This is a genomic window from Corynebacterium sp. SCR221107 (assembly GCF_027886475.1).
Lineage (GTDB): Bacteria > Actinomycetota > Actinomycetes > Mycobacteriales > Mycobacteriaceae > Corynebacterium.
Map to the genome: position 1 here is coordinate 2,121,426 of NZ_CP115670.1, position 24,223 is coordinate 2,145,648.

Here is a 24,223-nt window from a genome sequence, read left to right on the forward strand (position 1 = left end):
GAGCGAGTATTCTAAGTCACCATGACCGCACCGCGTAAACCCTTCTTCCCCGCAGACCAGTCCATCCGCGCCTCCCAGGCCCCCATCGAGGTCCGCACCCTAGGCATGGTGGATTACCAAGAAACCTGGGGCCTACAAGCGGAGCTTGCGGCGCAGCGCGCCGCCGACGAGATCCCGGACACCATCTTGGTGCTCGAGCACCCCAGCATCTACACCGCGGGCAAGCGCACCCAGCCGGAGGACCGCCCCACCAACGGCCTTCCCGTCATCGACGTCGACCGCGGCGGACGCATCACGTGGCACGGGCCAGGCCAGCTGGTCATGTATCCCATCATCAAGCTCGACGATCCAATCGACGTGGTCGACTACGTGCGCCGCCTCGAGGAGGCCCTTATCCAGGTCGTACGCCAGACCGGCCTGGTCGATGCCGGGCGCATTGACGGCCGCTCCGGGGTGTGGATCCCCGGCGCCACCCCGGCCGAGCACCGCAAGGTGGCGGCCTTGGGCATTCGCATTACCCACGGGGTGACCATGCACGGTCTCGCACTCAACTGCGATAACACCTTAGAGTTCTACGATTATGTGATTCCCTGCGGCATCCCGGATGCCGGCGTGACCACTCTGTCGAAGGAGCTGGGCCGCGAGGTCACCGTCGAGGAGATGACCGCGCCCTTGCTGGATGCTCTAGACGACGCGCTGGCCGGACGCCTTGTAGTCGCAGATCACACCTTTGACTCCGCCCCCGACCCCACCAAGGGTCTTCCGCGCAGGTCATAGGCACTAGATTCGGGCTAGTCGACGATGGATACCCCCGCAGAGTACGCTCGTTGATTGTGACTACCGCAGAAGGACGAAAGCTACTCCGCGTCGAGGTACGCAATTCCGAAACCCCCATCGAGGCAAAGCCACGCTGGATCCGCACCGCCGTGAAGACCGGCCCGGAATACCAGGACATGAAGAAGAAGGTCGCCGGGGCGAGCCTGCACACCGTGTGTCAGGAGGCCGGGTGCCCCAACATCCACGAGTGCTGGGAATCCCGCGAGGCGACCTTCCTCATCGGTGGCGCCAACTGCTCGCGCCGCTGCGACTTTTGTCAGATCAACTCGGCCAAGCCGGATCCCCTCGACCGCGACGAGCCGCGTCGGGTGGCTGAGTCCGTGCGCGAGATGCAGCTGAATTACTCCACCATCACCGGTGTTACCCGCGACGACCTCGACGATGAGGGCGCGTGGCTGTATGCCGAGGTGGTGCGCCAGATCCATGAGCTCAACCCGAACACGGGCGTGGAAAACCTGACCCCGGATTTCTCCGGCAAACCCGACCTGCTCCAGGAGGTCTTCGAAGCCCGCCCCGAGGTGTTTGCCCATAACCTTGAGACCGTGCCGCGCATCTTCAAGCGCATCCGCCCGGCCTTCCGTTACGAGCGCTCCTTGGACGTTATCCGCCAGGCCCGCGACTTCGGCTTGGTCACCAAGTCCAACCTCATCCTCGGCATGGGCGAGACCGTCGAGGAGATCCGCGAGGCGCTGGTGGACCTGCACTCGGCTGGCTGCGACATCATTACCATTACCCAGTACCTGCGCCCAGGCGCGAAGTTTCACCCGATCGATCGCTGGGTCAAGCCTGAGGAATTCGTCGAGCACGCCGAGTTTGCCAAGGAGCTTGGATTCGGTGCCGTGATGTCCGGCCCTCTGGTGCGCTCCTCCTATCGCGCGGGCCGCCTCTACGCCCAGGCGCTCGAAGCCCGCGGTGAGCAGCTGCCCGCGCATCTGGCGCACCTGGCGGAGACCACCGCTGGTTCGACCGCGCAGGAGGCAACCACCTTGCTGGACAAGTACGGCCCCTCGCAGGACACCCCGGTTGCCTACTCGCGCTAATTAGCCCCGTTTATTTGCCCACTAATTTCAGGCTCTGCCGAAATGGGCGCTATTGTAGGTGCCATGGCAGACGCGAATAAGGCAGATAAGAAGGCTGAGCGCGCGGCGAAACGCGCGCAGCGCCGCCAAACCTGGTCGCAGGTGTGGCAGGCATTTAACATCCAGCGCAAGCAGGACAAGGCGCTGATCCCGATCATGCTGGCGGCTTTCTTGGGCACCGGCCTGGTCTTTTTCCTCATTGGATTGCTGTGGGGTGGCGAGTGGTTCATGCTGGTGCTTGGCCTGTTGGTCGGCGCCACGGTGGCCATGTGGCTGTTTAGTCGTCGTTTGCAAAACTCCGTCTACGACCGAGCCTCGGATCAGCGCGGCGCCGCTGGTTGGGCGTTAGAGAACCTGCGCTCCAACTTCGCGGTGGCGTGGCGCACCAAGACCAACGTGGCCATGAACACCCACATGGATGTCGTCCACCGTGTTGCCGGCGTGAGTGGATTCGTGCTCGTCGGCGAAGGCGAGCCGCACCGCCTCAAGCCGCTGATGGCGCAGCAGAAGAAGCGTCTGAACCGCTTGGCCCCCGGCGTGCCGGTCGATGAGATCTTCGTCGGCGAGGGCGAAGGCCAGGTTCCGCTCAAGAAGCTGCAGACCACGCTCACCAAGCTGCCGCGTCGCTACAAGAAAAACGAGGTCTACCAGATCGCCGCGCGCGTGGAGGCCATGGACGCCGTCGCCGAGCGCCAAGCCCAGGGCCTGCCGAAGGGACCGCTGCCCAATGGTGGCAAGATCGCCGGTATGAACCGCCGCGCCCGCCGCTCCGCTGAACGCAACAACAAGGGCTAAGAACCACACACGCTTGCGCGATGATGGGACCTTGCCTCCTTAAGAGAAAGAATGCCACCTCCTTGGAGGTGGCATTTGTCGTTGTAGGAAAATCCGCAACTAGCCGCGGATCACGGCGGTACCGGTGGCGCGATCGTGCATGCCGCGGCCGTCGACGTCGACAAGCGCTGCCGGCAGGATGAAAATCGTAAACAGCGTGCGGGCGATCGCACGAACAACGCCGACGCGAGCGTCTGGGACGTCGATGCGGGCAACACCCATGCCCAGCACCGCCTGGCCTGGCGTGCGGGCGAACAGGACCACGCTGAGGATTCCCAGGATGATAAACAGGATCAGCGTCAGCGTGGAGGTCCCACCGAGTACGTCGGTGAAGATGTTGATGAACCCCGCAACGATCCAACATATGATCCAATCGATCGCCACTCCCCCGGAGCGCCGGGCTACGGAGGCTAAAGAGCCCGTGCCTTGCTTGGGTAGACCCAGTTTCTCACCCGGCCAGGCTGGGAGTTCTGTACTGCTTGCCTCAGAGGGGATGGCCGGGCCATCGAGCCAACTACGTTTGGGATCAGACATGGCTTCCAATCTAGCGAACAATACTGCCATCTCCGGCATCGCGACCAGCGATTTCGGGGGCAAGAAATTGATTTAGACCACAACTTATTGCTCGCATAGGCTAATTTTTGGTCACTCTATAGAAAATGATGTATGGTTCTTTCTAACGGAATTTCTATCGCCGTATAGTGTAGAATCACGCATGAAGCGTACAAGTTTGCCCATAATTAGATTCGACAATCTTGTTCTGCACGCTACACAATCCATGTTTCACTCGCACGAGGAGTCACCGTGGCACTTAAAACCGCTGAAGACGTACTGAAGTATATCAAGGACGAAAACGTCGAGTTCGTCGATATTCGATTCACCGACGTTCCTGGAATCGAGCAGCACTTCACCATCCCGGCTTCCGTCCTGGATGAGGACGCTATCAAGGAAGGCCTTGCGTTCGACGGCTCCTCCGTCCGCGGCTTCACCACCATCGACGAGTCCGACATGAACCTGATCCCGGACCTGGCCACCGCGAAGCTGGACCCCTTCCGCGCCGCCAAGACCTTGAACATCAAGTTCTTCGTCTCCGACCCGTTTACCCACGAGCCCTTCTCCCGCGACCCACGCACCGTCGCTTTGAAGGCCGAGGAGTACCTCGCCTCCACCGGCATCGCTGACACCTGCTTCTTCGGCGCTGAGGCTGAGTTCTTCGTCTTCGACAAGGTGAACTACTCCACCTCCATGAACGGCTCTCACTACGAGGTCGACTCCGACGAGGGTTGGTGGAACCGCGGCAACGAGTACAACCTAGACGGCACCTTCAACCTGGGCTCCAAGACCCGCGTCAAGGGCGGCTACTTCCCGGTCGCCCCTTACGACGGCACCCAGGATGTGCGCGATGACATGACCAAGTACCTGCTGCAGGCAGGCTTCGAAATCGAGCGTTACCACCACGAGGTCGGCGGCGGCCAGCAGGAGATCAACTACAAGTTCAACACCCTGCTGCACGCAGCCGATGACCTGCAGACCTTCAAGTACATCATCAAGAACGTTGCCCGCATGCACGGCAAGGCCGCAACCTTCATGCCCAAGCCACTGGCTGGCGATAACGGCTCCGGCATGCACGCCCACCAGTCCCTGTGGAAGGACGGCAAGCCGCTGTTCCACGATGAGGCTGGCTACGCAGGCCTGTCCGACATCGCCCGCTACTACATCGGTGGTATCCTCCACCACGCAGGTGCTGTGCTGGCCTTCACCAACGCAACCCTGAACTCCTACCACCGCCTGGTCCCGGGCTTCGAGGCTCCGATCAACCTGGTCTACTCGCAGCGTAACCGCTCCGCCGCAGTCCGTATCCCGATCACCGGCTCCAACCCGAAGGCAAAGCGCATCGAGTTCCGTGCTCCGGACCCATCGGGCAACCCGTACTTCGGCTTCGCTGCCATGATGCTGGCCGGCCTGGACGGCATCAAGAACCGCATCGAGCCGCACGCTCCGGTGGACAAGGACCTCTACGAGCTCCCGCCGGAGGAGGCTGCTACCATTCCTCAGGCACCGACCTCTCTCGAGGCATCCCTGAAGGCTCTGGAGGAGGACAACGAGTTCCTCACCGACGGCGGCGTTTTCACCGACGATCTGCTCGACACCTACCTCAAGCTCAAGTACGACAACGAGATCGCACCCGTTCGCCTGCGCCCGACCCCGCAGGAGTTCGAGATGTACTTCGACTGCTAATCTCGAAGCCCTAGCAATGACCTGCACAGATGATATCTGTGCAGGTCATTGGCGTATCAAGGATGGTGCTATCGCCATAAATCTCGCAGTTCTTGCAGGCGTGCAACGGCCGAGTTTGCACGATACGTAGGCACACTGCAGGGCAAAGGGTATGCCCTATGATTTGGTGTTTTCGGCACGTGGGTACCTAATGCTAAGTAAGTTTGAGGTCCAAGCCTCGTGGGATAAACTCAAACCCACATTTTGACCATCCGATCCGTCTACTTTTCGGTGGTCAGGCCCTTGATTTGATGGTAATTTTGCCATGCCAAATTACATCCACTTATCCCCTCGTCTAAAGGTCTCTGCGCAATGAAAGTTCGAGCTCCGCAAAAGTTCATGGCAATAGCGTGCACCATGGTCATGACTTTGAATGTTCTTTCTCCCGCATTTGCCACAGAACCTAAGCCTGCGTCTTCATCTAATAAGTATTTTTATGACTCGACTGTAAATACCGGACTTGATACAGGTTTTTCGGAGACTCACCAGATTTCCAAGGATGACCCCCATTTCGGCTGGAGTCTCGGTAGTTTCGTCGTTCAAGGCTTCACCAGCAGGAAAGATGGCGAGGTACCTGTCTTTTTAAAAAATGTTGGCGATGATGTATCACTTGCCTACGTGCTTAAACAGAACATCGATGCTCTCAACGGCGATTCGGAAGTGGCGATAGCCAATGACGAGAAAGCCTATGACGAGCATTTCGGAATCGGTGAAACCCAATTCGGCCGAGGGACGCTTATTGTCAAACACGTAAATTATCAAAACGAATCTACGAGCCCACAGATCTATAAGGATTACTTAGTGGGTGTCACGGTGGATGCTGATACGAAGGTAGAGGTGTTGGAAGAGGGAGACTATGAAGTAGCTCTTGATTATGAGATCAAGTCGCCCAGCGCTATTCCCTTCCGCCCTAAACTGAACAATTATCAAACCTTTTTTAGGTTCAAGGTTCGCAATAGCAACTCGATGGTATTCCTTTTTGACAAGGAAAGCGGCGCCGAGTTGTACAACGGATCTGCCACGGAGCATGGATTCCGCATTGACCTCGCCGGATCCCGGTACTTGACCGTCAACGTTCAAAAGCAAATTCTCAATCCTACGGGCGACGGCCTGGTAGAAGACTCCCGTTTCAATAGGAGTGCGACTGATGGCTCCGAATTTACTGAAGCGGGCATTTACACCATCACCGTTCGAAGCGATTCAAATGTTGAGGAACCAACTACCAAGCGCATCTATGTTGGTAATGATCAAATCCTCAAAGCATCTGTAGTGAACTCTCTCGACATTCAAACTGTGCGCGAGCGGCTCGAGGCGGGCGAGATCATTGACGCCGATGGAAACCTTGTTTCTGCCTCTCGAGAAGAGCAGGGTAATGATCCTCACACACAGCAGGAGGACAGTACCTCGTCTACGTCCAGAAATCCCCAGACGACTGCTGATGAAGTCAGGGAAGCACCACGTATGCATTGGGGCGTATTAGCTGCTGGTGGCGTTATTCTCACCGCTGTATTGATCCTTGGAATGATAGCACTGAGGCGCCGACTTCGTCCCGTTGTGGATTCGGAACAATCGGCGTCCTAAGCGTTCAATCCTATTCCCGTCTTGCTTCTCACAACCTCAATCTGGAGGCATCTGGTGCATATTTCGAAAGCGCTAATCGGTGGCGTTGCCGTTGTTTCGATGTTCTGTGCGTCGTTGAGTGCCTGTGCGAAGAATCCTGAACAGGCTGTTTCCACTGTCCAAGAATCGACCTCCTCGGAACCGGCAGCTGCAGCCAAAAAATCTGACCTCGGTGTCGAATTCAAAGGCCTCGAAGATCCCCAGGTGCAAAAATACCTTGAGGATTCTGTCTACGACCGAGTTTTGTCTCTGATTGACACGGACAAGTATGCCGTCGAAAACGTACAGGCGACACACGTTTCGCAGGAATATCTCGATGAGCTCGCGTATAACTCGCGTCAGAACATTTATTTCGGCCTCACTTTGGCGGAGCTTAATGAGGCATTTGACGGGCAGCGCTACGTTTTTGGTGTCGATGCCGCAGGGAAAACAACGGTAAACAGCTTTGAACAATATGATGATACGACAGAAAAGGTAATCCAGAATGTAGCCGTGGGAACAGGGGTCATCCTCCTCAGCGTGACCATCGCCTCGGTCGCTGGTAGTGTCGGTGCTCCTGCGATCAGCGTCATCTTCGCCACGGGAGCGAAGTCAGGGACTGTTGCAGCACTGGCAGATTCTGCAATCTCTGGTGGTATCGCTGCGTTCGTTTCTGCTATGGAGGGCGATGATCCTCAACGCATCCTCAAAGAGGCGGCCCTTGAAGGCAGCAACGCGTTCAAGTGGCGAGCCTTTGGCGGGATAATAAAAAGTGCTGCAACCAAGGCCTGGGTTCTTCATGGGGCTACCAGCGGTGGACTCTCGCTGAATGAAGTTGCAAGAATCCAGAAAGAGTCAAAGTATCCTCTCGATCTCATCCGAGCTTTTCATCGAAAGGAAACATACACAGTGTTTAAAAATGCTGGGCTTCGGGCGCAGATGGTAAATGGACGCACTGCCCTGGTTCGACAGATTGACTGGAAATTCAAGAATGCGAAGGGTTACACCAACCTAGAGCTTGCTCGTCAAGGTAAGGCACCTATCGACCCGGCCACCGGAACACCGTACGAGCTCCACCATATCGGTCAAACCAACAACGCGCCTCTAGCTATTCTCACAAGTAGTGAACACCGCTTTGGGGAGAACAATAAGCTCCTCCACCCCTTCCCAAAGGATTCCGGCGTTGATCACGGCGCTGAATGGGCCAAACAAAAAACCGCCTTCTGGAAAACACTTGCTGCCCAGGTCGCGGGGCAATAAGCCACACGATGTTTTTTTCATGATCTGACTAGTTCTTGGAGGTTCCCGGTGCTGCAGGAGTGCCTGCAGCTTAGGGAAAAGATGACTGCCGACACCGCGCATTGCTCGACCGTTCCTAGGTGCTCTCAGCAGGACTATTCGGGCACGAAAAAGACGGCTTAATTTCACGCATCAATGGGGTCTGCCCGGTGTGATAGATATCCGAAACCTCCGCAGTAAACGGACCCGACGGCACCCCCCCAGGCGCAGTGGCCATAAATGGCGGCGGGGGCGGGGGCACGAGCCAACGCTCAAGTCCATCTAGGCGTTCGGGAAATCAGGTTCTTCATTCACTTCAGTAGGTCTACACGGTAGGCTTCTACGACGTCAGAATCGAACTTTTCATCTTGCTACAGGTAGCAATCAAGTTCGGTGGCACCCCTTGGCGTCAAATAACTCGCCAAACAACCGCATTAAATCTCCTCAGATCGAATCCACAAATTCCACATTTCGTCGCGATCCGCTATCGTCAATCTCTTCAGTTTGCCATTGGAGAAAACGATGAGGGCAGGTAGCCCCTCAGGAGCAGAATCAGAAGGACACACTACCCAAGCCTCTCCGTCATACCGCCCAGAGGTCTCAAAATCGATGCGCGGCAAGCCAGTTCTTTCGTCTACAAACCTGCGCGCTTGAGCAAAAGATTTCATCATTGCGCGGCGCCCTCACGGATTCTTGCTGCTTTCCATATTGGAGAAAACTCAGTCAGCCCACCTATTGGGACTATCTTGAAGCTATTCTCACTAACCCCCCATTGCACTGCTGTCTTTTCTTGAATACGTGGTGAGCACGCACAATCGCCTGCTGTAACCGCGTCAGGCTCGAAGCCTTCTTTACTAGCGGCAAGGGCGGTAGCCATCATGTGCGGCAGTCAAGGAATGAAAAAGACTGCCTGGTCTTCACCGACGAATCCCACGTGTTAAGAGGAGATGGCCGATTCCGCGGTGTTCGTTTCGCCCAGCGTCGGCTCGGCGGCGGTGGAGGAACCGGCAATCGTTATTTCCACGGAGCCGAGGACATCTTCGCTGAGGTCGTCGGCGGAGCCTAGCGTGTAGGCCACGATGACGTAGCCGTTGGCAAAGCTTGCCGAAGAGTGAGCAGCGAGGTCATCGGACCAGCCGAATTTGGTGCCGACCACGCCGGGCAGCAAGGCAGTGCCATAGCTTTGGCGGTAGCCGTCGGCCGCGATCGGTGCCACGTTGGCCATGGCGTACATGAGTGGCTTGCTTGCCTCGTCATCGCGGATGAGGTGCAAGAACTTAGCGAGGTCGTTGGTGGTGGTGGTCACCTCACCCCAGTAACCGGAGTAGGCGGTCTCATCGAGGCCGAAGGCTTCGATGACGTCATCGATGGCAGTGGGGTATTCGGCATCGAGTTGATCGGCGATGGAGTCGTCGGAGTTTTCGATCATATCGACTACCAGGTCGGTGTCGTCCGGCTCATGGTGCAAGACCCAATAGGCCAGAAACAGCTTGGCCTGCGACAAGGCGGCGATGGGTTCATCGCTGCCCTCGGTGGTGGCGGTGCCGCCGTCGTCTTCGACAATGGTGATGATGGTGCGGGGGTCGGGTTCAGCCACGATGCGGGCGAGGTCGACCGGCTCAGGTTGGCTAAAAAGGCTCGGCGCGACCTCGCCGAAGGAGGAAGTGCTAACTGCGGCGGGAGTGCTTTCACGCTGCGCGGAGTTATCGGTGGTGGCAGCACAGCCTGTCAGCGCGATGGCTGCGGCAACGGCGAGCCCAACGAGCCGTGGACGTCGGAAAGCAAAGGCGCCGGTGGGGTGGTCGGTCATTCGTTCAAGCTTAGAGCGCAACCTTGCGTTTGAGGAAAAGAAAGCATGGGAAACCCTACTGGTTTGCTGGGACAACGGAATGAACCCGCCCTTCCGGCACGTTGCGGGAATTATCGTTGTCTGGCAGGTGCTGCGGCCGGTGGTCATCTACAGTGTTCGTATGACTGACACCAGTGCCACTGCCCTGCCAGCCTGCCCCGAGTGCGGCAGCGAGTTCACCTATGAAATGCCGCCACTTTTCGCGTGCCCGGAGTGCGGCCACGAATGGCCTCAGGAGGCGGCACCTGAGGAGGAATTCCTCATTACGGATGCGGTGGGCAATATCCTCAGTGAGGGCGACTCGGTCACTATCACTACCACCGTCAAGGTCAAGGGCGCCTCCCAGCCGCTCAAGGCAGGCACAAAGGTCCGCGGAATTCGACTCAATCCCGACAAGGGCACAGGTCCACACGATCACTGCATTGACTGTAAAATCGACGGCTTCGGGGCGATGAGCCTCAAGCCCGCGGTGGTCAAAAAGGCGTAGTCACCCCGGGGAGCATCTTTGCTCGCGATAGATCAATCTTGTGCAGCTGGCGGTGGTTTTCCGCCTCCGAGATCCATGAGTCCGCAGGTTGTGGCCGATTTCTCGATCGCCGAGGTTTTCGTGTCGCGTGGACTTATTAAGGTAAAGGCATGAGCGGATTACTCTCCCAAGAGGTCTACGACCGCGCCCTCGGCGCCTGGTACGGCCAGATTATCGGCGACAATCAGGGCGCCCATTTTGAATTCAAGGAACCGTCCCAAATTGACGTCAGCACGCTGCATACTATGCACGATGGTGGCTATTGGAAGCTGATCGCAGGCCAAGGCACAGATGACACCGAGATGGCCCTCGCCTTGGCTCGCAGCCTGCTGCGCCGCGGCGGCTTTGACAAGGACGATGTCCTCGCTTCTTACAAAAGGTGGGCACGAGATGCCTTCGACATCGGCGCGACGTGCAGTGCCGCTTTGCTTTCCGACGTCTACAGTCCCGAAAGCCAGGCCAACGGCGCGCTCATGCGGTCAAGCCCCATCGGCATTGCCTTTGAACCACAGGAGGCGGCCCGCATTGCCGCCCTCGATTGTGTGCTCACCCACATCCACCCCCACTGCGTGGAGCTCAATTCCCGCTATGCCCGCGCGCTGTCCACGCAGATCCGCCAGGGCATCGGTCGAATGGCGCTGGTCCAGTTGCTCGGCGGTGAGCGGGAGCTGCCCGAGGACTTTGTCACGCACATGGGCTTTGTGGACCTTGCCTTTGGTGTCACTGTCTTCGAGGTCGCCCACGCGCGAAGCTTCGAGCAGGGACTTTTAGACGTTATCGCCCGTGGCGGGGACACCGATACCAATGCCGCGATCGCGGGGGCGATGCTCGGTGCCCTCTTCGGAGCGGAGGCCATCCCGCTTGCCTGGCGTGAGGCGGTGGATCACGCTCGCCCGGGGCCTGCAACCTCGCACCCGCGCCCGGAGGAATATTGGACCTGTGACGCGCGCGAGCTTGCGTATGCGCTCGTGGAGCTTGAAACCGTGGCGTCGTAAAGCAAAAAAATGCACGCGGAGGGGACAACTATAGCGCCAAAGGCCGCGCCACAAAAGTGGGATATCTCACAGACCACCCCGTGAGTACCAAATTTTAGGCTGCCCTAACTTTACATATGAATAATAAACCTGTTGATTAATAGATAGATTCTAAGCACATCTGAAAGCGTGAGGGGATTTATGAAAAGACAGGGATTGTATAACCCGGGCTTCGAGCACGATGCCTGTGGTGTCGCTTTCGTCGCTGACATGTATGGTCGCGCCACGCGCGCAATGGTAGATAAGGCCCTCCAGGCTCTGGTCAACCTCGATCACCGCGGCGCCGCCGGTGCCGAAAAGAACACCGGTGACGGTGCGGGCATCTTGATTCAGATCCCAGACAAGTTCTACCGCGAGGTCGTCGACTTCGAGCTGCCCAAGGCCGGCTCCTACGCCACCGGCATCGCCTTCCTGCCACGCGCGCGCATGTCCATGCTCGACGCCAAGCGCGAGATCGAAGCCATCGCCGTCGAAGAGGGCGCAACCGTTTTGGGCTGGCGCAAGGTGCCCTGTCACTCCTCCATGCTGGGCGAGATGGCCAAGGAAGCCATGCCGCACTTCGAGCAGATCTTCCTCTCCGTCGAAGACGACAACGGACTAAAAAAGGACATCGACCTCGACCGGGTGATGTTCTTTATCCGCAAGCGCTGCGAGCGCGAGCTGGGAACCAAAAACGGCGAGGACACAGTGTACTTCCCATCGTTGTCCGCGCGCACCATCGTCTACAAGGGCATGCTGACCACCCCGCAGCTGTCCGAGTTCTATGAGGATCTTACCGACCCGCGCATGGAGACCGCCATCGCGCTGGTTCACTCTCGTTTCTCCACCAACACCTTCCCATCGTGGCCGCTGGCACACCCTTACCGCCTCGTGGCTCACAACGGAGAAATCAACACCGTCCTCGGCAACGAGAACTGGATGCACGCCCGCGAGGCACTCATCCAGTCCGAGAAGCTCGGCCCGCTCGACCGTGTGCTGCCGATCTGTACCCCATCCGGCTCCGACACCGCCCGCTTCGACGAAGCCTTGGAACTGTTGCACCTCGGTGGGCGATCCCTGCCGCATGCGGTCATGATGATGATCCCACAGGCCTGGGAGCACGCCGATAACATCGACCCGCAGCTGCGCGACTTCTATGAGTACCACTCCTGCCTCATGGAACCGTGGGACGGCCCGGCGGCCGTAGCCTTTACCGACGGCACCCTGGTCGGCGCCACCCTCGACCGCAACGGCCTGCGCCCGGGACGCATCTGGATCACCGACGACGGACTGGTCGTCATGGCCTCCGAGGCTGGCGTGCTCGACATCGACCCCGCGCACGTGGTCAAGCGCACCCGCGTGCAGCCGGGACGGATGTTCCTGGTGGACACCAAGGCCGGCCGCATCATCGAGGATGAGGAAATCAAGGCCGAGCTGGCAACCGCCCAGCCCTATGGTGAGTGGATCAAGGCCAACTTCGTCCACCTCGAGGACCTGCCGCAGACCAAGTACAACTACATGCCACACAATCGCGCCGTGCTGCGCCAGCGCGTCTTCGGCATCACCGAGGAAGACGTCGACCTCATCATCCAGCCGATGGCGCTCAACGCCGCCGAGGCCATCGGATCCATGGGCTCCGACACCCCGATCGCGGCGCTGTCCTCGCGCCCGCGCATGCTGTTCGACTTCTTCGCGCAGCGCTTCGCCCAGGTGACCAACCCACCGCTGGACTCCATCCGCGAGAAGCCGGTGACCTCCATGTTCACCCTGCTCGGCGCGCAGTCCGACGTGCTCAACCCCGATGCTGAGGCCGCACGCCGCATCCACCTGGATCGCCCGATCATCGACAACCACGAGCTGGCCACCCTCATCCACGCCAACGACGGCAACGATTGGGAAGCCTTCGGGGCCACCGTCATCTACGGCCTGTACCCCGTCGCCCACCACGGCAAGGGCATGCGCGAGGCCATCGCCCGCGTGCGCCGCGAGGTCTCCGAGGCCATCCGGGCGGGCAAGACGCTCATCGTCATCTCCGACCGCGAGTCCGACGAGCGCTACGCGCCGATCCCGTCGCTGCTGTTGACCTCCGCCATCCACCAACACCTGGTGGAGGAGCGCACCCGCACCCGCGCCTCGCTGGTCATCGAGTCCGGCGACGCCCGCGAGGTCCACCACCTGGCCATGCTGATTGCCTTCGGCGCCGATGCCATCAACCCCTACATGGCCTTCGAAACCATCGACGAGCTGCGCATGAAGGGCCAGCTCGGCGACCTGACGCTCGATGCCGCCTGCCGCAACTACATCAAGGCGGCCACCTCGGGCATCTTGAAGGTCATGGCCAAGATGGGTATCGCCACCGTCGCTTCCTACCGTGGCGCCCAGCTTGCCGACGTCACCGGCCTGCACCAGGACCTGCTCGACGAGTACTTCGGCTCCATCGTGTCCCCGATCTCCGGCATGGGCTTGGAAGACATCGCAGCCGATGTGGAGGCGCGCCACCGCCAGGCATTCTTGCCACGCCCGGAGGAATACGCCCACCGCGAGCTGGATCTTGGCGGCGAGTACAAGTGGCGCCGCGAGGGCGAGTACCACCTGTTTAACCCGGAGACCATCTTTAAGCTGCAGCACGCCACCCGCACGGGCCAGTACGCGATCTTCAAGGACTACACCCGCAAGGTCGACGATCAGTCCAAGCGCCTGGCCACCATCCGCGGCCTGTTTGAGTTCGCGCCGGATCGCCCGTCGATCTCCATCGACGAGGTCGAGTCGGTGGCCGACATCGTGCAGCGCTTCTCCACCGGCGCCATGTCCTACGGCTCCATCTCCGCCGAGGCCCACGAGACCCTGGCTATCGCGATGAACCGACTGAAGGGCATGTCCAACTCCGGTGAGGGTGGCGAGGACGCCCGCCGCTTCGACGTTGACCCCAACGGCGACTGGCGTCGCTCGGCCATCAAGCAGGTGGCCTCCGGCCGCTTCGGCGTGACCAGCAACTACCTCACCAACTGCACGGACATCCAGATCAAGATGGCCCAGGGTGCTAAGCCGGGTGAAGGTGGCCAGCTGCCGCCGAACAAGGTCTACCCGTGGATCGCCGAGGTGCGCATCACCACCCCGGGCGTGGGTCTCATCTCCCCGCCTCCGCACCACGACATCTACTCGATCGAGGACCTGGCACAGCTCATTCACGATCTGAAGAATGCCAACCCGGATGCCCGCATTCACGTCAAGCTCGTCGCCGAGCAGGGCGTGGGCACCGTCGCCGCCGGTGTCTCCAAGGCACACGCGGACGTCGTACTCATCTCCGGCCACGACGGCGGCACCGGTGCTTCGCCTTTGACCTCGCTCAAGCACGCCGGCGGCCCGTGGGAGCTGGGACTGGCCGAAACCCAGCAGACCCTGCTGCTCAACGGCCTGCGTGACCGCATCCGCGTCCAGTGCGACGGCCAGCTCAAGACCGGCCGGGACGTGGTTATCGCCGCCCTTTTGGGTGCCGAGGAGTTCGGCTTCGCCACCGCCCCGCTGGTGGTCGAGGGCTGCATCATGATGCGCGTGTGCCACCTGGACACCTGCCCGGTGGGCGTGGCAACCCAGAACCCGGAACTGCGCAAGAAGTTCACCGGCCGCGCCGAGCACGTGGTCAACTTCTTCACCTTCATCGCCCAGGAGGTCCGCGAATACCTGGCGGAGTTGGGCTTCCGCTCCATCGACGAGGCCGTCGGCCAGTCCCAGGTCCTGAAGATGACCGAGGCTGCCGCCACCGAGCGCGCCGGAAAGCTGGACCTGTCCCCGATCTTCGAACGCGTGGAGTCGAAGTTCTTCCGCAACCAGAACCTGCGCTGCACCAAGAAGCAGGAGCACGGCCTGGAAAACGCACTCGACAACCAGATCATCCGCGACACCCAGCTCACGATCGATGCCGCGGCGGCCAAGAACTCCGCCAACGCCCCGAGCTGGATGGCCGCAGGCGAGGACCCGCAGGTCAAGCTCTCCTACCCGATCACCAACGTCAACCGCTCGGTGGGTACCATGACCGGCTCGCGCGTCACCCGCGCTGCCGGCGGCAAGGGCCTTCCCAGCGACACCCTGCACCTGACGTTTACCGGCTCCGCGGGTAACTCCTTCGGTGCCTTCGTCCCCGCGGGCATGACCCTGGACCTGGTCGGCGACGCCAACGACTTCGTGGGCAAGGGCCTATCCGGCGGCCGCATCGTGGTGCGCCCGGATACCAATACCCCGGCTCAGCTCAAGGCGAACCCGGACATCATCGCCGGAAACGTGGTGGCCTTCGGCGCCACCAGCGGCGAGATGTACATCGCGGGTTCGGTCGGCGAGCGCTTCTGCGTTCGTAACTCCGGCGCCACGGTGGTCGTCGAGGGCATCGGCAACCACGGCTGCGAGTACATGACCGGCGGCACCGTCGCCATCCTCGGCGAGGTCGGCGACAACTTCGGCGCCGGCATGTCCGGCGGCGTGGCCTACATCGCCCCGCAGGACGGCCTGGAAAACAAGCTCAACCCGGACGTGGCAAACGGCATCGAGCCGTTGCTGCCGGAGGACGTCGATAAGCTCAAGGCGCTTTTTGCCGCTTTTGAACAACGCACCGGCAAGCCAGTCACCATCGACCCGACCCAGATGGTCAAGATCCTTCCTGCGCCTTATCGCAAGGTGCTCGACGTCATCGAGGTCGCAACCCGCGAGGGCCGCGACGTCAACGAAGCAATCATGGAGGCAGTGAACTAATGGCTGATCCACACGGTTTTCAGAAGTTTGACCGCGCAGAGCCCGCACACCGCCCGGTTCCGCTGCGCCTCATGGACTGGCGCGAGGTCTACGAAAAGGCCCCCGAGGGCCAGATCCAACAGCAGGCCACCCGCTGCATGGACTGCGGCGTGCCGTTTTGCCACGAGGGCTGCCCGCTGGGCAACATCATCCCCGAGTGGAACGACCTGGTGCGCCAGGACCGCTGGCGCGAGGCCTTCGACCGCCTGCACGCCACGAACAACTTCCCCGAGTTCACCGGCCGCCTGTGCCCCGCTCCCTGTGAGGGCGCCTGCGTGCTCGGCATTGCCGACGACGCGGTGACCATCAAGAATATCGAGCTGGCCATCGCCGAGCGCGGCTTCGAAGAGGGCTGGGTCGTACCCATCAAGCCGTCCCTGGACACCGGCATGCGCGTGGCCGTGGTCGGCTCCGGCCCAGCGGGTCTGGCCGCCGCCCAGCAGCTGACCCGCGCCGGCCACAACGTCACCGTCTTCGAGCGCGACGACCGCCTCGGCGGCCTCATGCGCTACGGCGTGCCCGAGTACAAGATGGAAAACAAGTGGATCGACCGTCGCCTGGAGCAGATGCGCGCCGAGGGCACGGAGTTCCGCGTGGGCGTTTCCCCCACCGCGGCCGATCTGAACAACTACGACGCCGTGGTGCTGGCCACCGGCACCCCGGTGCCGCGCGAGCTGCCCGTCGAGGGCCGTGAGCTCGAGGGCATCTACCCGGCGATGGACTACCTCAACCTGCAAAACCGCGTGTGCGAGGGCGACATGGAGGCCCCAGCGATCACCGCGCACGGCAAGAAGGTGGTCATCATCGGCGGCGGCGACACCGGCATCGACTGCTTCGGTACCGCGCTGCGCCAGGGCGCTACTTCGGTCACCCAGTTCGACATTCACGCCCGCGCCCCGCACTCGCGCGCCGCGTCGACCCCGTGGCCGATGTACCCTAAGATCTACCGCACCGCCACCGCCCACGAGGAGGGCGAGTACGTGGTCACCGGCAACGAGTCCGCCGCGGAGATCGAGGCGCTCGGCCTAGCCAAGCGCGCACCGGGTGACACTCTGGGCGAGCGCACCTACTCGGTCAACACCGTCTCCTTCCACGGCGAGAACGGCCACGTGACCAGCCTGCGCGGCAACGAGGTCAAGGTCGTTGACGGGCGCCGCGTGGCCATCGAGGACACCGACTTCGAGTTGGACGCCGACTTGGTGCTCTTGGCCCTTGGCTTCGCCGGTGCTGAGCGCGGTGGCGTGGTCCACGAGCTGGGAGTCGCCTTCGACGAGCGTGGCCGCATGGTCCGCGACGAGGCCTATCGAGCTCAGATCAAGCCGCTGTTCCCGAACTTCAAGCCGCGCGTCTACGTCGCCGGCGACAACGGCCGCGGCCAGTCGCTCATCGTCTGGGCCATCGCCGAGGGTCGCGCCTGCGCCGCCGCCGTCGACGCCGACCTCATGGGTGAGACCTCCCTTCCGGTCGCAGTCACCCCTGCGACCACGCCGCTTGGCATTTAGCTTGCCGACGCCCACGGTGTAGCACCCACCGGTACTAGGTGGCGATCGCGAAAGGCCCGGCTTCTGGCGACAACCTTCTTTGCGAGGAGGTCAACCGCTAGAAGCCGGGCCTTCTGTTGTGTCTTACTGAACTTTGGATCCTCCACGACGCTTGGCTTCACTTTTGTGGTCGAAAGGAGTCGGTCGAAAGGAACCAGTTTTCGGGCGGCGGCGAAAGGGGGCTCCTTTCGACCGACTCCTTTCGACCTTCAGATTCGAAGCACAACTAGGCAGCGTGATGGGACACCCGCTGTCACACTCACTTGGTCGCTAAAACTCACAAAGCCCGCAACCTTCACACGAAGGCGGCGGGCCACAATCTTTTGTGTTTGCTTGTTAGAGGACCATCGCTGCAACCCAGCCGGAGACGAGCAGCGGCAGGTTGTAGTGCAAGAAAGTGGGGATCACGGAGTCACGGATGTGATCGTGCTGACCGTCGGCGTTGAGACCTGCGGTGGGCCCGAGGGTGGAGTCCGAGGCGGGCGAGCCCGCGTCGCCAAGGGCGCCGGCCGCGCCGATAATGGCCACGGTGGCGGCTGGGCTAAAGCCCATCGCCATACACAGCGGCACGTAGATGGTGGTGATGATGGGCAAGGTGGAGAAACTGGAGCCGATGCCCATCGTAACCACGAGGCCGACGACGAGCATCACGGCGGCACCCGCGGCATGATTATCGCCGAACAGGTTGGCCGACGAATCCACCAGGGTTTCCACCTCACCGGTTGCGCTCATCACGGCGGCGAAGCCCTGCGCGGTGATCATGATGAAGCCGATGAGCGCCATCATCTTCATGCCGGCGCTAAAGACGTCGTCGGCCTCGCGCCAATTGACCGCACCGGTGAGCAAGAAGATGCCAAGTCCCACGAGGGCACCGATGAGCAGAGAGTCTGCTTCCGTTTCCTTGGCCTGCATGACAACCTGGACGACGAATGTCGCGATGATGGCCACCACTGCTACCCAGATCTTGTAGGCGGAGATCTCTGGCTCCTTGCCCGCGGTGATGGTGTAATTCTCATAGTCGCGTGGCTTGCGGTAGGAGAAGAACACGGCGATGAGGAGGCCGGCGACCATGCCCAGTGCCGGGATGCCCATCACCGTCATGATGTTGATGCCGGAGGTGTCCATGCCGGCCTTTTCGATGTTGCCGAGCAAGATGTCGTTCAAGAAGATCGAACCGAATCCCAGAGGAACCCACATGTAGGTGGTCACCAGGCCGAAGGTGAGCACACAGGCGACCAAGCGACGGTCGAGGCGCAGCTTGTTCATCACAGTCAACAGCGGCGGGATGATCAACGGAATGAAAGCGATGTGCACGGGGATGAGGTTTTGGCTCATGATGGACATCGCGAGGATACCGGCGATCATCAGCCATTTGGTCACATAGACCGCGCGCTGGTTGGCCACCTCGGATTCGTTGCCGATCTTTTTCATGATGAACTGGGCAAGCAGGGCAGGCAGGCCGGAGCTGGCCACCGCCATGGCGAATGCACCGAGTAGCGCATAGCTCAGCGCGATCTTCGCGCCGCCGGAGAGACCGTCTTGGAAGGCCACCATCGTGGCGTCAAGACCGATTCCGGACAACAGACCGCCCACGAGCGCGCCGATGAACAACGCGAGCACCACGTGGACCCTTAAGACAGACAGCACGAGCATCACGAGCACGGCGACCAAAACAGCATTCATGCTGCATAATTTACGGGACTACTCATGCTTTTAGTTAATGAGGTCGGGCATTTCCGCACTATGTCACACCCCTAGACGGAGCATGCATCCCTAGCGAACACATTTTCCTGCATAAACGCCCATGAAACTCACAGGTAATTGGTGACTTCGCGCCAGCTACGGGGCGTTCGGCGCACCGACACGCTGGTAATTAGCGAAATGCAATCTGATTTGACTCCCTACCTCATGTTTCGTGGTCAGGCCCGCGAGGCCATGGAATTCTACGCCGAGATTTTCGGTGGCGAGCTGAAAGTCATGACCTTCGGCGAGATGCCAAATATGCTGGCCGAGGTGGCAGACCTGGTCATGCACGCTGAGATGCACGTGGACGGAAAGAAGTTCCTCTTCGCCTCCGACGGCGCTGATTCCGAGGAGGCTGCCGCTAACAAGGGCACCCCGTTGTCGCTCACCGGCGGCACGGATACCGAGGTGGAGATCCGCGGCTATTGGCAGGCGCTGTCCGAGGGTGCGACCATCATCCAGCCGCTGGAGCAGTCGCCGTGGGGCGCTGCCTACGGTAGCCTCATCGACCGTTACGGCACCTCCTGGATGTTCAACATCGGCTAATTTTCCCCTCTCCTTTTTTAGGCAGTCTCCCCGTCGGGCGGCTACCTTTTGTTATCTCCACCACAGGGCGGGAATCCATTCCTATCGCTCACAAAAACTTCCCCCAGCCCCAATCTTGGATGCAAGATAGATACATGTTGCATCCAACACCTGCCGCCGAGCGCGCCTACGACCACGTCAAGCAGGCCATCATCACAGGCGACATCCGCGGAGGCGACATGCTATCCGAGGGCGAGGTGGCCACCAGCCTCGAGATGAGTCGCACCCCAGTACGCGAGGCCTTCCTCCGCCTCGAGGTCGAGGGATTCTTGACCCTCTACCCCAAGCGCGGCGCCTTGGTCACCCCGATCAGCGAGGCCGAGATCCGCGATGTCTACGATGCCCGCGCGCTCATCGACGCCCACGCCGCCGCCCACATCTGCGGCCTTAATGCGCCTGCGCGCACCGCGGTGGCTAAGGCGCTGACGGAGCTCGTCGGCAAGCAGAATGCAGCATTAGAGGAAGCCGACCTCGCCGAATACGCGCGGCTGGACGCCGAGTTCCACCAGGCGATCATGGATCACGGCGGCAATGCCATCCTGGCGCAGCTCGGCCGCAGCCTGCGCGAACGCCAGCAACGATTCACCGCCGCCGCCATCGGGCGCAACGTTACGACCGCGCAGGCGTTCGTGGCCTCCCACACCCGCCTCGTCGAGGCCTTGCGAGCAGGCGACCTAGCCGCTTACGACAAAGAAATCACCCAACACCTCAACCTTTCAAGGAATCAGCTATGAGCACGGCTCTAGCCACTCAAACGGAAACTCGCCCCGTCACCCGCACGTCCTGGCTCGCCGTGGCCGCCACGATGGTCGCGGTGGCCTGGGGTGGCAACGAATTTACTCCCCTGCTGGTCATGTACCGGGAGACCAGCCACTTTAGCCAAGTCACCGTCAACGGCCTGCTGGGGGCCTACGTGTTGGGGATTATCCCGGCGCTGTTGATAGGTGGCCCCATGTCGGATCGCATCGGCCGCAAGCCCATGCTGAGCCTGGCCGCGCCCCTGTCGCTGCTCGGCTCCCTCCTGCTCTCGCTGGCGCCGAATGAGCCGTTGGTCATCGCCCTCGGGCGTGTTTTGTGCGGCATGGCACTCGGCCTGGTGATGGCCGTGGGTTCGACCTGGGTGGCAGAGCTGACCGCCGCGGCCGGAGGCGACCCGGCTAAGGGCGCGCGCCGCGCCGCGTTGTGCCTGACCGCGGGCTTCCTCATCGGCGCGGGCCTTGCCAGCGTGCTCGCACAGTGGGGCCCGTGGCCGACCCACACCGCCTACCTCATCCACATGACGCTGACGATCGGCACCGCGATCTGGTTACGGGGTGTGCCGGAGACCCGCCAACCCGCCCGCGGCACGGTCGGGCGCACGATCTCGCTGCTGACCTTGGGCGAGCTCGCCGGGCTACTGAAGGTTCCAACGGCCGCTCACAAGCGCTTCCTGCGCGTGGTCGTTCCGGTTGCCCCGTGGGTTTTCGGCTGCGCGGGTGCTGCCTATGCCCTGCTGCCGCAGCTGTTGTCGGGGTCTGCGGGGGATGCGCCGATCGCCTTTTCGGGCCTGATGACCGTGGTGACCTTGGGCTGCGGCGCGCTCATCCAGATCGTGGGTAAGGCGATTGATACTAATCGCTCGGCGCGCGCGTCGGCGATCGCTATGGCAATCATCGCCGTGGGCGTGGCGCTGGCGTCGGTGGCCAGCCGCACGCTCGAGCTAGGCTTGGGCATCGCCGCGGCCGCCGTCATGGGCGCGGGCTATGGCCTGGCGCTGGTGGCAGGCCTATCGGAGGTCCAGCGCATCGCCGGTAAGGAGGATCTCGCGGGGCTTACGGCCGTGTACTATTCGGTCTCCTACCTGGGCTTTTTCATCCCGATGGCGTTTTCCGCGCTGAGCAAGGTGGTCAACTTCACCCACCTATTTGAGATCGGCACGGTGCTAGCGCTTTTGTGTCTGGCCGGCGTGGTCACGGCGTGGCGCGCTCACCTGCCCGGCGCGCGCCCTGCCTGCTAGTTTCTTGCTTGCCGACGCCTAACGGCGCCGGTCACGCTTCTGATAGCCCATACGCGGGCGGAAGCCCTCGGGGCGGCGCAGCTGGGCGACGCCGTCGCCGACCAGCAGTCTGAAGCGCGGTTTCATCGGCGGCATCTGCATGACCGAGAACCACCGGGCCTCGGTGTTTTCCCCGTCGCCTAACCCTGGGGTGGGATCGCCTATCACCGAGCAGCGGATGGCGGTGTCCATGTAGTTGGACACATCCCCGTTGTCATAGGTGACCGGTCCCACCTGCCCCACTCCCAACAGGGCCTCGACTTCGACGTCGAGGCCCGTCTCCTCTTTGACCTCGCGCACGGCGGCCACATGCGCCTCCTCGCCGGGGTCAATGATGCCGGTCACCGGGGTCCACTCGCCATTGTCGGCGCGGCGCACGAGCAGGACCTTGGGCACCTCGGTGATCGGGGCGCCGGCGGGGACGTCTTCTAAGACGATGGCGGTGACCCCGGGAAGCCACAGCTCGTCGTGGCCGATCTTCTCGCGCAGCTTGAGAATGAACTCTGGGGTGGCCACTACTGCTCGGCTTCCTTTTCTTCCTGTGCTGCGTCGTCTGACTTGGCGGCTGCTGCCTTTTGTTCCAGCAACTGCTTTGCGAAGGCCTCCGGGTCGAAGTCGGTGAAGTACTCCGGGCCTGCGAATTGCTCCTGTGCCATATTTTTGTCTCCCCTTCGGGCTGTTGTGAACCGTCTAGATGTGCTGCGCGATAAACGCCTTGACTACCTCGGCGTCGTTGGGCAGGTCGAAGACCTGGCGTGGGGCGTCCATGATGCCCGCGAAGCGCTCCGGGACTGGTGGCAGGTGCCCGGTGGCTTCCTTGATCGTGTCGGCGAACTTCACCGGCAGTGCGGTCTCGAGCACCACGATCGGGGTGTCCACCTTGTCGGCCCAGTCGCGGGCGACCTTGACGCCGTCGGCGGTGTGCGGGTCGATGAGCACGCCCAGGCGGGAATCGCAGTCGCGGATGGTGGCGATGCGGTCGGCGTGGGTGGACTTGCCCGAGCCGAAGCCGTAGCGGGCGGCTGCCTCGCCGAAGGCCGGGTCGTCGGCAAGCGAGAAGCCGCCCTGCTTGACCTGGGTGCCGAACAGGTCGGCGGTGCGCGCGGCGTCCCGGCCGAGCAGGTCGAAGATGAAGCGCTCAAAGTTGGAGGCGCGCGAGATGTCCATGGACGGCGAGGAGGTCTCGAAGGTGTCCGCGGAGCTGCGCACGCGGTAGTCGCCGGTGCGGAAGAACTCGTCGAGGACGTCGTTTTCGTTGGTGGCGACGATCAGGCGGTCAATGGGCAGGCCCATCTGCTTGGCGATGTGTCCGGCGCAAATGTCGCCGAAGTTGCCCGTGGGCACGCAGAAGCTGACCTTTTGGTCATTGGACTCGGTGACCTTGATCCACGAGGAGATGTAGTAGACCACCTGGGCCATCAGGCGCGCCCAGTTGATCGAGTTGACCGCGCCGATGCGGTTGTTCTTCTTAAACTCCGCGTCGGCGCTGACGGCCTTGACCACGTCCTGGCAGTCGTCGAAGACGCCGTCGAGGGCGATGTTGAAGATGTTGGGGTCGCTCAGGCCGAACATCTGAGCCTGCTGGAAGGGCGTCATGCGCCCTGCCGGGGTGAGCATGAACACGCTAATGCCCTCGCGCCCGCGCATGGCGTACTCGGCCGAGGAGCCGGTATCGCCCGAGGTAGCGCCGAGGATATTGAGCGTTTCGCCGCGGCGGCGCAGCTCGTATTCGAACAACTCGCCAAGCAGCTGCATGGCCATGTCCTTGAAGGCGGCCGTGGGGCCCTCGGACAGGTGCCCTAAGTAGATGCCGTCCTCCAGCTTGGTCACTGGAACGATCTCCTGCGAGGAGAACTTCGGGTAGGTGTAGGCGCGGGCGGTGATCGCCTCGATGTCCTCGGCGGGGATGTCGTCGATAAACAGCTTGAGCACCTCTGCGGCCAGCGCCGGGTAGCCGCCCTTGTCGAGGACGCCGCGCAGGCGGGTCAGGTCAGCGTCACCGAGCTGCGGATAAGACTCCGGCAGGTAGAGGCCGCCGTCTGGGGCGAGGCCGCCGAGCAGGATGTCGGTGAAGCGGGCAGGGGTCTTGTTTACATCGCGAGTTGAAATAAAGTGCACGCCGTCTACCCTAGCGCGAATGACCTCCGCGGCTCGACTTTATCCCCCGGTGACTTTTCGCATCCTTGCCACGACTTCCCCAGGCTTTCGCACCCCTGTACGCCCCTGCCCAGCCGGGCCGGGATGG

At 61.4% G+C, this 24,223-nt stretch carries 19 protein-coding genes; 13 read left to right on the plus strand and 6 right to left on the minus strand.

The features are described from left to right. The first annotated feature begins 21 nt into the window (after positions 1-21). The 3 genes from lipB (at position 22) to PAB09_RS09095 (ending at position 2,711) form a co-directional block, all read left to right on the plus strand. A complete protein-coding gene (gene lipB / locus PAB09_RS09085; protein ID WP_271033362.1) occupies positions 22-777 on the plus strand; it encodes a lipoyl(octanoyl) transferase LipB in 756 nt (251 codons plus the stop codon). Positions 778-830: 53 nt separating this feature from the next. Next, positions 831-1,877, plus strand: coding sequence for a lipoyl synthase (gene lipA, locus PAB09_RS09090; RefSeq protein WP_271035357.1), 1,047 nt, complete (start codon positions 831-833; stop codon positions 1,875-1,877). Positions 1,878-1,940: 63 nt separating this feature from the next. After that, entirely contained in the window at positions 1,941-2,711 is a 771-nt protein-coding gene (locus PAB09_RS09095; RefSeq protein WP_271033363.1) for a DUF4191 domain-containing protein, read from the plus strand. Between the two features lie 99 nt (positions 2,712-2,810). Here the strand turns inward: PAB09_RS09095 and PAB09_RS09100 are convergent, their stop codons facing one another. Beyond that, entirely contained in the window at positions 2,811-3,284 is a 474-nt protein-coding gene (locus tag PAB09_RS09100) for an RDD family protein (protein ID WP_271033364.1), read from the minus strand. 270 nt (positions 3,285-3,554) lie between these two features. Between PAB09_RS09100 and glnA the strand changes: the two genes are divergently transcribed. The 3 genes from glnA (at position 3,555) to PAB09_RS09115 (ending at position 7,886) form a co-directional block, all read left to right on the plus strand. Further along, on the plus strand, positions 3,555-4,988 hold the full coding sequence (gene glnA, locus PAB09_RS09105) for a type I glutamate--ammonia ligase (RefSeq protein WP_271033365.1): 1,434 nt from the start codon (positions 3,555-3,557) through the stop codon (positions 4,986-4,988). 402 nt (positions 4,989-5,390) lie between these two features. Beyond that, a complete protein-coding gene (locus PAB09_RS09110; protein WP_271033366.1) occupies positions 5,391-6,608 on the plus strand; it encodes a hypothetical protein in 1,218 nt (405 codons plus the stop codon). A gap of 54 nt (positions 6,609-6,662) precedes the next feature. Continuing rightward, positions 6,663-7,886, plus strand: a complete 1,224-nt coding sequence (locus PAB09_RS09115; RefSeq protein WP_271033367.1) for an HNH/ENDO VII family nuclease — start codon at positions 6,663-6,665, stop codon at positions 7,884-7,886. Between the two features lie 955 nt (positions 7,887-8,841). On the opposite strand, the gene PAB09_RS09120 is transcribed toward PAB09_RS09115, so the two are convergent. Next, entirely contained in the window at positions 8,842-9,714 is an 873-nt protein-coding gene (locus PAB09_RS09120; RefSeq protein ID WP_271033368.1) for a hypothetical protein, read from the minus strand. Positions 9,715-9,874: 160 nt separating this feature from the next. On the opposite strand from PAB09_RS09120, the gene PAB09_RS09125 reads away from it, so the two are divergent. The 4 genes from PAB09_RS09125 (at position 9,875) to PAB09_RS09140 (ending at position 17,576) form a co-directional block, all read left to right on the plus strand. Further along, complete coding sequence (locus PAB09_RS09125) at positions 9,875-10,240, plus strand: zinc ribbon domain-containing protein YjdM (RefSeq protein ID WP_271033369.1); 366 nt, start codon at positions 9,875-9,877, stop codon at positions 10,238-10,240. Positions 10,241-10,389: 149 nt separating this feature from the next. Further along, positions 10,390-11,274 carry an ADP-ribosylglycohydrolase family protein gene (locus PAB09_RS09130; protein ID WP_271033370.1) on the plus strand — a complete coding sequence of 295 codons (885 nt, stop codon included), beginning with the start codon at positions 10,390-10,392 and terminating at the stop codon, positions 11,272-11,274. A 180-nt stretch (positions 11,275-11,454) separates the two neighbouring features. Continuing rightward, complete coding sequence (gltB, locus tag PAB09_RS09135) at positions 11,455-16,035, plus strand: glutamate synthase large subunit (RefSeq protein WP_271033371.1); 4,581 nt, start codon at positions 11,455-11,457, stop codon at positions 16,033-16,035. Beyond that, positions 16,035-17,576, plus strand: coding sequence for a glutamate synthase subunit beta (locus tag PAB09_RS09140; protein WP_271033372.1), 1,542 nt, complete (start codon positions 16,035-16,037; stop codon positions 17,574-17,576). Before gltB ends, PAB09_RS09140 begins: the two co-directional genes overlap by 1 nt. Before the next feature lie 375 nt (positions 17,577-17,951). On the opposite strand, the gene PAB09_RS09145 is transcribed toward PAB09_RS09140, so the two are convergent. After that, a complete protein-coding gene (locus PAB09_RS09145) occupies positions 17,952-19,298 on the minus strand; it encodes a Na+/H+ antiporter family protein (RefSeq protein ID WP_271033373.1) in 1,347 nt (448 codons plus the stop codon). Positions 19,299-19,496: 198 nt separating this feature from the next. On the opposite strand from PAB09_RS09145, the gene PAB09_RS09150 reads away from it, so the two are divergent. The 3 genes from PAB09_RS09150 to PAB09_RS09160 all read left to right on the plus strand — a co-directional run bounded on the left by PAB09_RS09150 (position 19,497) and on the right by PAB09_RS09160 (position 21,939). Continuing rightward, positions 19,497-19,904: a VOC family protein gene (locus tag PAB09_RS09150; RefSeq protein WP_271033374.1), complete on the plus strand. Its 408-nt coding sequence runs from the start codon at positions 19,497-19,499 to the stop codon at positions 19,902-19,904. Between the two features lie 134 nt (positions 19,905-20,038). Then, positions 20,039-20,677 (plus strand): GntR family transcriptional regulator, encoded by a 639-nt coding sequence (locus tag PAB09_RS09155; RefSeq protein WP_271033375.1) that lies wholly within the window; start codon positions 20,039-20,041, stop codon positions 20,675-20,677. Continuing rightward, positions 20,674-21,939: an MFS transporter gene (locus PAB09_RS09160; RefSeq protein ID WP_442873663.1), complete on the plus strand. Its 1,266-nt coding sequence runs from the start codon at positions 20,674-20,676 to the stop codon at positions 21,937-21,939. Before PAB09_RS09155 ends, PAB09_RS09160 begins: the two co-directional genes overlap by 4 nt. 18 nt (positions 21,940-21,957) lie before the next feature. Here PAB09_RS09160 and PAB09_RS09165 read toward each other — a convergent pair whose 3' ends face one another. Genes PAB09_RS09165 through thrC form a run of 3 tightly spaced genes read right to left on the minus strand, consistent with a single transcriptional unit; the run spans position 21,958 to position 24,096 of the window. Then, positions 21,958-22,494, minus strand: a complete 537-nt coding sequence (locus tag PAB09_RS09165) for an NUDIX hydrolase (RefSeq protein ID WP_271033376.1) — start codon at positions 22,492-22,494, stop codon at positions 21,958-21,960. Next, positions 22,494-22,634 carry a hypothetical protein gene (locus tag PAB09_RS09170; protein WP_271033377.1) on the minus strand — a complete coding sequence of 47 codons (141 nt, stop codon included), beginning with the start codon at positions 22,632-22,634 and terminating at the stop codon, positions 22,494-22,496. Before PAB09_RS09170 ends, PAB09_RS09165 begins: the two co-directional genes overlap by 1 nt. Before the next feature lie 34 nt (positions 22,635-22,668). Beyond that, on the minus strand, positions 22,669-24,096 hold the full coding sequence (thrC, locus tag PAB09_RS09175) for a threonine synthase (RefSeq protein ID WP_271033378.1): 1,428 nt from the start codon (positions 24,094-24,096) through the stop codon (positions 22,669-22,671). Positions 24,097-24,223 lie beyond the last annotated feature (127 nt).